The organism is Actinocorallia populi (assembly GCF_002995495.1).
Taxonomy (GTDB): domain Bacteria; phylum Actinomycetota; class Actinomycetes; order Streptosporangiales; family Streptosporangiaceae; genus Actinocorallia; species Actinocorallia populi.
In genome coordinates this window covers 549,015-560,193 of record NZ_PVZV01000004.1, presented here as the reverse complement: position 1 = coordinate 560,193, position 11,179 = coordinate 549,015, and the positions used below count along the sequence as shown (strand labels likewise).

At 70.9% G+C, this 11,179-nt stretch carries 13 protein-coding genes and 1 tRNA gene; 7 read left to right on the top strand and 7 right to left on the bottom strand.

What is annotated here, in order from left to right; translation table 11 throughout:
• The first annotated feature begins 80 nt into the window (after positions 1–80).
• The 4 genes from C2865_RS19370 to C2865_RS19355 all read left to right on the top strand — a co-directional run bounded on the left by C2865_RS19370 (position 81) and on the right by C2865_RS19355 (position 2,480).
• Entirely contained in the window at positions 81–716 is a 636-nt protein-coding gene (locus C2865_RS19370; protein WP_198653429.1) for a hypothetical protein, read from the top strand.
• 35 nt (positions 717–751) lie between these two features.
• Complete coding sequence (locus C2865_RS19365) at positions 752–1,690, top strand: DUF2510 domain-containing protein (protein ID WP_106399879.1); 939 nt, start codon at positions 752–754, stop codon at positions 1,688–1,690.
• 36 nt (positions 1,691–1,726) lie between these two features.
• Positions 1,727–2,338 carry an oligoribonuclease gene (gene orn / locus C2865_RS19360; RefSeq protein ID WP_106399878.1) on the top strand — a complete coding sequence of 204 codons (612 nt, stop codon included), beginning with the start codon at positions 1,727–1,729 and terminating at the stop codon, positions 2,336–2,338.
• Between the two features lie 66 nt (positions 2,339–2,404).
• Positions 2,405–2,480 (top strand) — tRNA-His (locus C2865_RS19355).
• A gap of 219 nt (positions 2,481–2,699) precedes the next feature.
• Here C2865_RS19355 and C2865_RS19350 read toward each other — a convergent pair.
• The gene (locus C2865_RS19350) at positions 2,700–3,152 is read right to left on the bottom strand and encodes a hypothetical protein (protein ID WP_106399877.1); all 453 of its coding nucleotides are present in this window, start codon (positions 3,150–3,152) and stop codon (positions 2,700–2,702) included.
• A 241-nt stretch (positions 3,153–3,393) separates the two neighbouring features.
• Here C2865_RS19350 and C2865_RS19345 point away from each other — a divergent pair, with 241 nt between their 5' ends.
• On the top strand, positions 3,394–3,675 hold the full coding sequence (locus C2865_RS19345; protein WP_157963805.1) for a hypothetical protein: 282 nt from the start codon (positions 3,394–3,396) through the stop codon (positions 3,673–3,675).
• A gap of 60 nt (positions 3,676–3,735) precedes the next feature.
• Positions 3,736–4,251: a hypothetical protein gene (locus C2865_RS19340; RefSeq protein ID WP_106399875.1), complete on the top strand. Its 516-nt coding sequence runs from the start codon at positions 3,736–3,738 to the stop codon at positions 4,249–4,251.
• A gap of 758 nt (positions 4,252–5,009) precedes the next feature.
• Here C2865_RS19340 and C2865_RS19335 read toward each other — a convergent pair.
• The 5 genes from C2865_RS19335 to C2865_RS19315 all read right to left on the bottom strand — a co-directional run bounded on the left by C2865_RS19335 (position 5,010) and on the right by C2865_RS19315 (position 9,850).
• Complete coding sequence (locus C2865_RS19335; protein WP_106399874.1) at positions 5,010–5,420, bottom strand: VOC family protein; 411 nt, start codon at positions 5,418–5,420, stop codon at positions 5,010–5,012.
• Positions 5,421–5,507: 87 nt separating this feature from the next.
• Complete coding sequence (locus C2865_RS19330; protein WP_106399873.1) at positions 5,508–6,371, bottom strand: hypothetical protein; 864 nt, start codon at positions 6,369–6,371, stop codon at positions 5,508–5,510.
• A gap of 71 nt (positions 6,372–6,442) precedes the next feature.
• Positions 6,443–7,075, bottom strand: coding sequence for a DJ-1/PfpI family protein (locus C2865_RS19325; RefSeq protein WP_106399872.1), 633 nt, complete (start codon positions 7,073–7,075; stop codon positions 6,443–6,445).
• 11 nt (positions 7,076–7,086) lie between these two features.
• Positions 7,087–8,022 carry a GlxA family transcriptional regulator gene (locus C2865_RS19320; protein ID WP_106399871.1) on the bottom strand — a complete coding sequence of 312 codons (936 nt, stop codon included), beginning with the start codon at positions 8,020–8,022 and terminating at the stop codon, positions 7,087–7,089.
• Positions 8,023–8,116: 94 nt separating this feature from the next.
• On the bottom strand, positions 8,117–9,850 hold the full coding sequence (locus C2865_RS19315; RefSeq protein WP_106399870.1) for an FAD-dependent oxidoreductase: 1,734 nt from the start codon (positions 9,848–9,850) through the stop codon (positions 8,117–8,119).
• A 142-nt stretch (positions 9,851–9,992) separates the two neighbouring features.
• Between C2865_RS19315 and C2865_RS19310 the strand changes: the two genes are divergently transcribed.
• Entirely contained in the window at positions 9,993–10,250 is a 258-nt protein-coding gene (locus C2865_RS19310) for a DUF6401 family natural product biosynthesis protein (RefSeq protein ID WP_106399869.1), read from the top strand.
• 49 nt (positions 10,251–10,299) lie between these two features.
• Here C2865_RS19310 and C2865_RS19305 read toward each other — a convergent pair whose 3' ends face one another.
• A complete protein-coding gene (locus tag C2865_RS19305) occupies positions 10,300–11,073 on the bottom strand; it encodes a mechanosensitive ion channel family protein (protein WP_106399868.1) in 774 nt (257 codons plus the stop codon).
• Between the last annotated feature and the right edge of the window lie 106 nt (positions 11,074–11,179).

Below are 11,179 nucleotides of genomic sequence, written 5' to 3'. Positions count from 1 at the left end.
AACCCCCAGTAAGTGGGTTAGTACGGTAGGACTTGGCCAATCCAGGGCGGAAACCACCGCCCGATTGGGGGTTCGTGTTCGTGGCCGAAGCCTGGCTTCCAGGGGCAGGACGTCTGCCGAGCAGCGACGACGGAGGGAGGCTCAAGGGCGGCGCGCCGCGCGTCGTCTGGAGTACCAGCGAGAACGACCCGCAGACGGTCTCCGCGCGGTCGGTGGCCCAGACGCTGGAGCACGGCGGGACGCCCGCCCATCTCGTCTGGAACCCGCTGCGCGGAGAAGTCGTGCAGCAGGTGCCCGCCACCCGGGCCGCCCGCCTGATCGCGGGGGAGGCCGGCCGGGAGGGGCGGGCCTGCCTGCAGATCATGGTGGTGGGCTTCGCGCGCCTCCCCTTCACCCTGGGGCCGCTACGCGATCTCGACATGGTGCTGGACTGGCTGGACGCCTGGGGTGTCGCGCGGCGCTGGCCCGCCGGACCCCCTCCGGCCGTCCCCGCGGCGTACCAGACGCTCGGAGAACGCCGCTTCTGGGCACGCGGCGGGTACTTCGGGCATTCGCAGGTACCGGACTGCCGCGTGCCGGGGCCCGGCGGGATCGACATCGGCAAGCTGACCGGGCCGGATCCGAGCCCGCCCAGGCCCCGGCCGAACGGCGAACCGCTGGGGCGGGTGAACGCCCGGCCGCTGGAGAGACCACTGGAGGCAGCTGGGGGCATTTGACTGCTTTGTTATTCTTTTACCTTAAGGTCTGTGCCATGAGCGGCCAGACTCCCCCCGGCTGGTACCCCGATCCCTACGGGACCCCCGGTCTCCAGCGCTGGTTCGACGGCACCCAGTGGACCCAGTCGACCCAGCCCGCCGGACAGCCGACGCCCGCTCCCTGGTCGCCCCCCGAACAGGGACCCGGCACGCCCCAGCCCTGGCAGGCCCACGGGCAGGGCGGCACCCCGCAGCCGTGGACGCCGCCCGCCACCCCCGGCTCCGTCCCGCCGCCGCGCAAGGGCAACCAGGCCGTGCTCCTGGGCCTGGCCGGCGGCGGCGCCGTCGTGGTCGTCCTGGTCATCGTGGCGGTGCTGCTGGCCACCGGGGCCTTCGACTCCGACGATCCCGGGCCGAACCCGACCCGGAGCACCGCCTTCCAGCCCCCGAACGACAACCGCTCCCCCGTCGTCGGGACGATCACCGACTCCTCCTCCGGGCTGTCCTGGTCGCAGCTCGGCGGCGAGTGGACGTCCTCCACCATCCCGACCGACAACCCCTACGCCAAGCTCGGCCTGGTCAAGGGCCAGGTCGCCTCGGTGCACAAGGAGTACAACGGGCCCGGCACCGACTACGTCGCCTCCGCCTACTCCGCCGAGCTGCCGACCAGCGTCTTCTACACCAACGGCGACCTCGAGCCGGCCGCCAAGAGCTGGTTCGGCCTCGTCCGGCCCGCCTTCTACCCCGAGCACCGCACCGAGGACGTCTCGTCGCGCGCCTACAGCGTCGGCGGCAAGAAGGCCTGGTACTACGAGGCGCGCGTGTCCTTCCCGCAGGCCGAGTCCAAGGGCTGGAACTTCCGCACCGAGCGCGCCGTGATCATCCTGGTCGACCGGCCGGGCGACCAGCCCGCCGGGCTGTTCCTGTCCTTTCCCGACAGCCACGCCAACCAGGGCGACCTCGCCCTGATCCTCGGCTCCCTCAAGATCGGCTGATCCGGACCGCCCCCGGGGGCCCTTAAGGTTGAGGGCATGAACGACAGACTCGTCTGGATCGACTGCGAGATGACCGGCCTCGATCTGGCGCGGGACGCGCTGATCGAGATCGCGGTCCTGGTGACCGATCCGGAGCTCAACATCCTCGATGAGGGTGTGGACGTGGTGATCAAGCCGCCCGAGGAGTCGCTCGCCCAGATGAACAAGGTGGTGCACGACATGCACACCACCTCCGGCCTGCTCGAGGAGCTCCCCCGCGGGGTCACCCTGGCCGAGGCCGAGGCCACCGTCCTGGACTACGTCAAGCGCCACGTCCCGGACCCCAAGAAGGCCCCGCTGTGCGGCAACTCCATCGCCACGGACCGCTCCTTCCTCGCCCGGGACATGCGGGACCTCGACGCCCACCTGCACTACCGCATGATCGACGTCAGCTCGATCAAGGAGCTCTCCCGCCGCTGGTACCCGCGCGTCTACTTCGCCAGCCCCGTGAAGAACGGCGGCCACCGCGCCCTGGCCGACATCACCGAGTCCATCCGCGAGCTGCGCTACTACCGCGCCGCCGTCTTCGTCCCCCAGCCCGGCCCCGACTCGGAGACCTCCCGCGCCCTCTCCGCCAGGATCGTCGCCGAGGCCGCCGATAACCGGTGACGACCACCCTCCGAAACGCGCTACACTTATCTCGCCGCTTCACCCCAGGGCGAGGCGACGAACATGGTGGGTGTAGCTCAGTTGGCAGAGCACCAGGTTGTGATCCTGGGTGTCGCCGGTTCAAGCCCGGTCACTCACCCCAAGCCCAGAGGCCCTTCCGCTCCGGCGGAAGGGCCTCTGGCATTTCAGCATGTCCGATTCTGGGGGCGAGCTGAGGGTGATCTTGCTTCCCATCTCTTGTCCGGATCAGACTGTGAATGCGCTTGAGCACGGTCGTAGATCCAACGAAGTTGGCGTTGAGCTGGGATCACTCGGATTCTGTTGACTGGTTATGCACTCCAGGTCGGCGAGACGCCTCTCCTCAGAGGCTCCACCGGCAGTACAGCCGGTGCCCGCGATCGATGGCCCGCTGGGCGAGTGCGGCGAGCTCGACCAGGAACTCCGTCAGGTTTTCCGGGTCACCCTGCCCCCAGAACTCCTCGGTTCGCGACCATGGCACCGCGACCTCGGCGAGCTTCGCCCGGTCGGCTTTCGCGAGGGCCTGGACGATGTGATCGTTGAGCGTCACCACGCCATGCTCGCCCTCACCGCCCTTCAGACCAAGAGAGTGTGCAGATCTAGGGTCCTGCAGAATCTCCTCGAAGGACCATCCGACCAGAAGCTCCTCCAGGGTGCCGATCTGCACCGCTGGATCAATGCCTTTCGTGAACACCACGTCAAAGGCACTGTCCAGGTCTCGCCCAGACCCTGTCTCGAGCGCGGTCACCGCCACCTCATCGCCAGTCGCAGCGAAGTACTCATAGATGTTCCCCATGATCGAATGGTGTCAGAGGCCGCTCAAGCCGGGGAACATCAGAGCCTCCACCCAACCCGGACCGCTTCAGAGTTCATGTCGATGAGACCGGGAGCCTCGAGGAAGGCGAGGTTGTCCAAGAGGTGAGGACCACCTCGTCGTTAGCTCGGGGGTGGACGAGCATACGAACGGAAAGTCCCGTCAAGCGGGCTCGGCGTCCACGGCATGGCGTGGCTCTTCGTTCGAGCGCTACGTTGCGCCCATGGACGATGGAGCTTCGCTCTATTGGGACTCGATGCCGCTGGTCCTGGCGCAGAACGACCTCAACGGACTCTGGACCGAGCGCGACTGGAGAAACGTCCCGGGCCCGTTCTACGGGGCGATGACCGACAACTGCGGCACCGGACGACTCCACGCGCCCAAGCGCGTGATGTACACCGAACACGGCCAGGAGATCGTCTACCGCCAACCGCAGAACCCGAAGGAACTCCAAGACCTGCTCAACGCTGCCGAGGCGGAAGCGTGGAAGGCGTTCTTCCTATGATCTAATAACTCAAATTTATGGGGCTGAAGCCCCGATCTGAGGCGAAGCAGGCGGGCGAACATGCGGATCAACGAAGTGCAGGCGGAGCCCGGCGGAAACGTCACGATCACATTCGTGCCCCACGGCTACGAGGTCCAGGGCGTCCACATGAGCACCCGGATGGAGAACTGGTATGAACGGTTCTTCCGTTTTCGCTACGTCCTCTCGGCGCTCATCGGCTCGGTCGCGTTCGGCGTCCTGGCCATCCTCGCTGGCGAGCAGGGAGCCTCCAGCACCACCCAGACCCTGATCTTCGCCCCCGGCATCGTAGGCATCGCTTACGCCCTGCTCTCCTTCGCCGCCTCCAGGCTCACCCTCCTGACCAGCGCCGCCCAGACCCTCCGGATGGCCGACTACAAGCACCACCCGTCGCACACCATCTACCAGGCATGGGCCCACCAGTCCCCTGGCGCCCTCACCGTCACCGTCCAGCACACCGACGGCACCCAGGTCCGCTACACCGCCACCGGCCCCACCGCCCCAACTCTGGGCCAGGGCTTCCACCACCTCCTGGGCCCCCGCCTGACCTCCTACTGACCCGAGCGACCAAACCGGCAGTTTCCCAACCGCCCGCAGCGAGCCGCCACTCAGGTGATCGAGTGACGGGACGGTGATCTGCAGAGCGCGCTCATGCGGACCTGCGGAGGACGGGCCTGTCAGAGGAAGCTGTGGGGAAGATGACTGGTGCGGTCGTCGATGAGGACACCGTGTTTGGGGAATGAGCCGCCTCGCCGACCAAGTCAGCGCCGTAACGGCACCAGGGCGCGCATCTCGGCCACGCACGCCTCGTACGCCGTAGCACCAACATGTAGCGGCCCACCGGAACCATAAAGTTCCAGGCCCCTTCCTGGGCTGGCCGCGTGGGGGCGAAGTGGGGGTGATCATGCTCGGGCAGGTGCGGTCAGTGGCGGTCATCGGATGCCAGTTGCCGTCTTCTACCAGGCGTTTGGCCGGCCGATAGGGTGTTCATCCTTAAATGATCTTAGTTGTGATCCTGGGTGTCGCCGGTTCAAGCCCGGTCACTCACCCCAAGCCCAGAGGCCCTTCCGCTCCGGCGGAAGGGCCTCTGGCATTTCGCCATGTCCGACCCCGGGGGGAGCCGGGACGGGAGCGCCGCCCGCCCCGTCCGCGCGACAGCGGCATCCCGTACCGCCGCCGGACCGCCGGGGAGCCCGGGGACGAGCCCGAGCACGGACCCGAACGCGAGGCCGGGCACGAGAGGTCACGGCCTGGTCGCGGGCACCGACGCGAGGAGCCCCCGGGCACCGGAGTGTTTCGGTGGCTTCGGAACAGCCCTAGCCGCGCTCGGGCCAGATCGGGCCCTGGTCGGTCCAGATGACGCCCTTGTTGCGGCACAGGCAGAAGGGGTGGCCGATCGGGTCGGTGTAGACCCGCCAGCCGTAGCCGTCGGGGCCGATGAAGTCCTGCCGCAGCGTCGCGCCGAGGTCGAGGACCCGGCGCTGCTCCGGCTCGATCTCGTCCACTTCGAAGTCGAGGTGGAACTGCTTGGGGTGCTCGCTGTCGGGCCACTGCGGAGCGCGGTAGTCGTCCACCCGGATGAAGGCCAGTTCGATCTCGCCGAACTTGATGCCGGCCCAGTCCTCGTGGCTGCCTTCCTTGATCGGGCGGCCCGTCACCTCGGAGTAGAAGGCCGCCAGGCTCATCGTGTCCGGGCAGTCGATGATGAAGTCGGTGAGTCGCAGCATCCCGCGATCTTGCCACGAGATCACGGGAGCCGGGCCCTGCCTCGGAGTGAGGTCGGGCCGGTCGCTCGCCCCGGGCCGGAGGCCCGGTCATCGCGAGACGGCCGCGGGTCGGTTGAGCTCGGCGATCAGGGAGCGCAGCCAGGGCTCGCCGCGGGTCGGTTCCGACGCCATCACCCGGGCCAGTCGCGCGCGGACCTCGGTGCTCCGGCCCCGTTCGGTCAGGGCGACGGCCTCGGCGAGCGCGGTCCGGGTGGCGAGGTCGTGCCGGGGTGCTCTGACCTTCTCGTCCTGCCAGCGCTTCCGGTGGAACGAGGGCGTCAGTTTGGTCTGGGTGTTGCCGAGGTAGTCCCAGAGCCGCCCGCTGATGGACACGTTGGTCACGGACCGTGCGGGCAGCCGGTCCGTCCAGCCGGCGTGCTGGTGCCAGCGCCAGGTGCGGGGGCTGGTCCTGCGCCGGCCGGTGATCCCGACGAACCGCAGGCTGCGGCGGAGGATCCGGTCGTCGTCCGCCCAGCGGGCCAGGAAGGTGAACAGGTTCTCGAAGGTCGATCCCTCGCTGACCAGGTCGGCGAGGACGACCGGGCCGCGGCGGTGGGCCAGCCGGTCGGGCGACAGGCCCTGCGCGGCGAGGTTCGCGCGGAGCGCGTCCCGTTCCGCGGCGTCGAGGTCGTCGGCCGACCGGCCGTAGAGGGAGAGCGGGAGCTGGAACATCCTGTCCTGCCGGGAGGTACCGCTGAAGGCGCCGCTCAGCAGGTCGAAGACGCTGTCGGGGGACCTCCCCACGAGGTAGAGGTCGCCTCCCGCCGACCGTGAGACGACCTTGGCGGCGCACTCGACGAGTTCGTCCAGGAACCAGAGGTCCGGCGGCTCCACCCCGTCGAGGAGGGTGCCGAGCCGGTCGGCCCGGATCAGGTCCCACCGGAACGGCCTGTTCGCCTCGGATGTCCGCATGGCTCAGTGAAGCAGCGACGGCGGCGGGACGGCAACGCGATAAGGGACGTTCCGGGTCCGTTTCCGCCCGTTCAGACCTCGGACAGGATCTGCTGCCGGACGCGCTCCACCATGGGGGCCGGGGCCTTGGCCGGAGAGCCGGTGTCGAAGGGGGGCTGGGGGTCGTACTCGATGAAGAGCTGGATGGACTCGGCGGTCTCGCGGTCGGTGAGCTCGGCCGCCAGGGCCAGCGCCATGTCGATGCCGGAGGCGACGCCGGCCGCGGTGACGACCTTGCCGGTGAAGACCGTGCGCCGGGCCGTGGGGGCCGCGCCGTACACCGGCAGGAGCTCGGTGACCGCCCAGTGCGAGGTGGCGGGCAGCCCCTGGAGGATGCCGGCCGCGCCGAGCAGCATCGAGCCCGAGCAGACCGAGGCCGTCCAGCGGGTCTTCGGGTGGACGGCGGCCAGCCAGCCGGTGTAGGCGGCGTCGTTCCCCGCGGCCACGCAGCCGGGTCCGCCGGGGACGACGACCACGTCGCATTCGGTGATGTCGGCGAGGGCGGTCTCGGCGAGCACCGTGAGGGCGCCGGTGTCCGTGGTGACCGGGCCCGGCTCGACGGCGGCGAACACCGCCTCGGCGCCGGGCAGCCGGGAGAGCACCTCGTACGGGCCGATCGCGTCCAGCGCGGTGAAGTTCGGGTAGAGGGGGAAGACGATGCGCATGAGCGCCTCCTTCAGTGGGTGCCGAACCGGCGCCGGTAGGCGCCGGGGGTGACCGAGATGCGGCGCCGGAAGCTCCGGTGCATGGTCTCGGGGGTGCCGAACCCGCAGGTCCGGGCGATCACGTCCACCGGGAGCGCGGTGGACTCCAGCAGCCGGCGGGCGGTCTCGACCCGGACCGACTCGACGTAGGAGCCGGGCGTCACGCCGACCTCCCGGACGAACATCCGGGCGAAGTGCCGGGGGCTCATCGCCGCGCGTTCGGCGAGGGCGGGCACGCTCAGGTCGGCGTCCAGATGCTCGGGGATCCAGCTCTGGAGCCCGGCCAGCGCGGGGTGCCGCGGCCTGGACGCGCTGAGCTGGGCGCTGAACTGCGCCTGGCCGCCGGGCCGCTGGACGAACACCACCAGTTCGCGGGCGACCCGCAGCGCCGCCTCCGGCCCGAGGTCGCTTTCCACCATGGCCAGCGCCATGTCGATCCCGGACGTGACGCCCGCGCTGGTCCACAGCGGCCCGTCCACGACGAAGATCCGGTCCTCGTGCACGTCCACCCCGGGGAAGAACTCCCCGAGCATCCCGCAGGCCCGCCAGTGCGTCGTGGCGGCCCGTCCTTCCAGCAGTCCCGCCGCGGCCAGGACGAACGCCCCGCTGCACACCGAGGACACCCTGCGGGACCGTCCGGCGGCCTCGCGCACCCAGTCCAGCAGCGCCGTGTCCGCCACCGCCTGGCGGGTGCCCTCGCCGCCGACCACGACGAGCGTGTCGATCGGCCCCGCGCACTCCTGCGCGGCCCGGTCCGGCGCGAACCCGAGCCCGCTGTGCGCCCGCACCACGCCCCCGCCCATGCCGACGGTCTCGACCTCGTATCCCCCCGCGAGGCTGAACACCTCCAGGGGCCCCGTCAGGTCGAGGCTCTGGAACCCCGGGTAGATCAGGAACACCACTCGCACACCCCCAGGTTCCCGTCCGGCCCGGATGGCAGCAAGGACACGAACCTGACGTTTCCTGCCACCGGCCCGCCGGGCCCGGTGCGGGGAGGGGCGCTCAGGTGGGCCAGCCGGCGAGGTTCTCCAGGTCGGCGAGGGGGGTGACGCCGGGGAGGCGGACACGCAGGGCGGCGGGCGCTTCCTCGGGGACCCGGGGGTGGCGGGGCGGGACGGGCGCCAGGCGGGCGTAGGGCTCGCCCTGGGCGGGTCGGGTGTCGGGGTCGCCCTTGTTGGGCCACAGGGACATGGCGCGTTCGGCCTGGGCGAGGATGGTCAGGACCGGGCTGGGGCCGGGGTCGGCGGTGAGGGCGGAGCCGTCCGCGACGTGCAGGCACGGGTGGCCGAAGACGCGCTGGTAGGGGTCGATGACGCCGGTCCGGCGGGACGAGCCGATGGCGCAGCCGCCGAAGAAGTGGCCGGTGGGCGGCAGGCCGAGCAGGTCGAGGAGCGAGCCGGACGGCGGGCCGCCCAGGCGCCGGGCCAGCAGCCGGGCGGCCCGGTGCGCCAGGGGGATCCATCCGGGCCGCTGCTCGCGCGCTCCGGGGCCGGCCGCGTGCAGGGCGCGGCTGAAACGCCGGGGGCGCAGGGTGAGCGGGGCGTCCCAGGGCTGCCGGACGAGGGCGGTCATCCCCCGTTCCGACCAGCGGCGCACGTCCCGCAGGTCCAGCGCCCGGAAGGGGTGGCGCAGGGTGTAGCCGAGGAGCTTGAGCGGGCGCGGCAGCCCGGTCCCGTCCAGCAGCGGGACCCGCAGCAGCCCGGTGAGGTCGGAGCCCCGGCCGAACCGGAACGCCTCGATGACCGTGCGGGCCTCGGGGTGCAGCGACGAGGTGACGGCCACGCCCTCGTACAGGGGCCGTCCGGTCGGCCTGGGACGCGCCGCCCCGGCGTAGGCCTCGGCGTAGACGCGGGTGAGCGCGCCGAGCCGGTCGGACAGTCCGGGCAACGCGCCGGTCGCCTTCATCCGGTGCAGCAGCCGCTGCGTGCCGTACGCGCCCGCGGCGAGGACCACCTGGCGGGCGGTGAACGTCCGTCCGGTGCCGGGCGGCCGCATCCCCGGACGGACGGCCCGGACGGCGTACCCCCCGGAGCGCAGGGGGCGGACGCGGACCGCCTCGCTGTCGGGGTGGATCACCGCGCCCGCGCGTTCGGCCAGGTGGAGGTAGTTCACGGTGAGCTTGTTCTTCGCCCCGTGCCGGCAGCCGATCACGCATTCGCCGCACTCGATGCAGCCGCGCCGCGGCGGTCCGGCCCCGCCGAAGTAGGGGTCGGGCACCTCGGCCCCGGCGGGCTCGTTGAAGAAGACCGCCACGGGCGCGCGCCGGTAGGTGGCGGCCAGGCCGAGGTCCTCGGCCACGTCGTGGAGCAGGATGTCGGCGTCGGTGGTCGAGGGGTTCTCGGTGAGGCCGAGCATCCGCGCCGCCTGGTCGCAGTGGGGGGCGAGCTCGCTCCTCCAGTCGGTGATGTGCGCCCAGCGGGGGTCGGCGTAGAAGTCGTCGGGCGGCTGGCGCAGGAGGTTGGCGCTGACGAGGGAGCCGCCGCCGACCCCCGCCCCGCCCAGCAGCAGGGCGCGGCCGCGCCGGCCGCGCAGCAGCTGGAAGCGCTGGATGCCGCGCAGGCCGAGGGCGGGCAGCCACAGGTAGTCGCGCACCCGCCAGGTGGTGCGGGGCAGCTCGTGGTCCCCGCGCCGGGGCCCCGCCTCCAGGACTCCCACCCGGTAGCCCTTCTCGCTGAGCCGCAGGGCGGCGACGGCGCCGCCGAAGCCCGAGCCGATCACCAGCACGTCGTAGTCCATGGCTCGGGACGTACCCGGCGGCTTCCACCCACGAATCTGGACATTCTTCGCCTTACCGGATTCTTTGCGGAAGCGAGAAGGCCCGCTCCGGCGACTCCGGAGCGGTGCGAGCATGACGGAACTTTGACTATCTTTGGGGCTTATGCCGGAATCTTCGTTCCTCCCCCTCCTGAGCCGCGCCCCCTGGGCCCCCGGCCTGGGCGCCGCCGCCGACCAGCACGCCGCCGCGGTGCGGGACATCATCGAGGCCAGCGGGCTCCCGGTCACCAGGGCCACCCTGCGGGACTACCTCGACGGCTTCCTGGAGGCGCTGGAGGAGACCGGCTGGCGGCTGGGCTCCCGGCTGGACTGGCACGCCCAGCGCATGCTCGCCGTCCAGCGGCTGATCGACCAGAGCTGACAGGCCGTCCCGCCCGCCGGGATCCGGCGGGCGGGACGGCCTGTCAGGGTCAGATGTTGCGGGTGCGCTGCTCGGCCTCCCACGCGGTCCCGGACGTCGCGCCCTCGCCGCGCAGGGCGTCCTCCCGGCCCCGGGTGCGGGCGGCCCCGGTGTTGATGCCGCCCTTGCGGGCCGTCTCGTCCTCGACGCCGCTCAGCCAGCGCTCCCAGCGCTGCTGCATCGGCCGGACCAGGCCGCCGCCGACACCGATCGCGATCACCGCGCCGACCGTGGCCAGCACCGCGACCAGCACCGGAGTGGTGACGGTGGTGGCGATGCCCACCTGGTTCAGCGCCGCGATCACACCGAGGACCACCACGAAGATCTCCGCGATGACCGCCAGGATCCGCCCGTAGGACAGATGGCCGATCGCCCCCTCCACGAGGTTCCTGATCGCATGCCCGATCGCGGCGGCGATCACGACCAGCACGATCGCGACGATCGCCCTGGGGATCCAGGCCACGATGGCGCTCAGCAGCTCGCTGATCGGGTTGGGGCCGAACACGCCGAACGCCAGCTGCAGCGTGATCAGCAGGATCGCGTAGTAGACCAGCGCCGCGACCAGGCCGCTGGCGCTGTACTCGCTGCGGTCCATCGCCCGGCCCAGCCAGCCGCGCTCGGTGAGCCGGTTGAAGTGCAGCTTCTCCAGCACCTTGGCGACCACTTTCCGCAGCACCTTCGCGATGATCCACCCGATGACCAGCACCACGATGAACACCACGATCTGCGGCAGTGTCCGGATCACGGTGTCGAACACGTCCCGCAACGTATCGCCGAAGTTCATGGCCTCTCCCCCGGAAGGTGACTATCTGTGATGTCCTTACCCTGGGGATAGATGCAGAAAGTACGCCTCTGTCAAAGCTCCGGCATGGAGCGGACATATGGCATCA

Bases quoted from the DNA above. Each gene is read 5' to 3' on its own strand.
- C2865_RS19365 (WP_106399879.1), top strand. From the start codon at position 752: ATGAGCGGCCAGACTCCCCCCGGCTGGTACCCCGATCCCTACGGGACC.
- orn (WP_106399878.1), top strand. From the start codon at position 1,727: ATGAACGACAGACTCGTCTGGATCGACTGCGAGATGACCGGCCTCGAT.
- C2865_RS19350 (WP_106399877.1), bottom strand. From the start codon at position 3,152: ATGGGGAACATCTATGAGTACTTCGCTGCGACTGGCGATGAGGTGGCG.
- C2865_RS19345 (WP_157963805.1), top strand. From the start codon at position 3,394: ATGGACGATGGAGCTTCGCTCTATTGGGACTCGATGCCGCTGGTCCTG.
- C2865_RS19340 (WP_106399875.1), top strand. From the start codon at position 3,736: ATGCGGATCAACGAAGTGCAGGCGGAGCCCGGCGGAAACGTCACGATC.
- C2865_RS19335 (WP_106399874.1), bottom strand. From the start codon at position 5,420: ATGCTGCGACTCACCGACTTCATCATCGACTGCCCGGACACGATGAGC.
- C2865_RS19330 (WP_106399873.1), bottom strand. From the start codon at position 6,371: ATGCGGACATCCGAGGCGAACAGGCCGTTCCGGTGGGACCTGATCCGG.
- C2865_RS19325 (WP_106399872.1), bottom strand. From the start codon at position 7,075: ATGCGCATCGTCTTCCCCCTCTACCCGAACTTCACCGCGCTGGACGCG.
- C2865_RS19315 (WP_106399870.1), bottom strand. From the start codon at position 9,850: ATGGACTACGACGTGCTGGTGATCGGCTCGGGCTTCGGCGGCGCCGTC.
- C2865_RS19310 (WP_106399869.1), top strand. From the start codon at position 9,993: ATGCCGGAATCTTCGTTCCTCCCCCTCCTGAGCCGCGCCCCCTGGGCC.
- C2865_RS19305 (WP_106399868.1), bottom strand. From the start codon at position 11,073: ATGAACTTCGGCGATACGTTGCGGGACGTGTTCGACACCGTGATCCGG.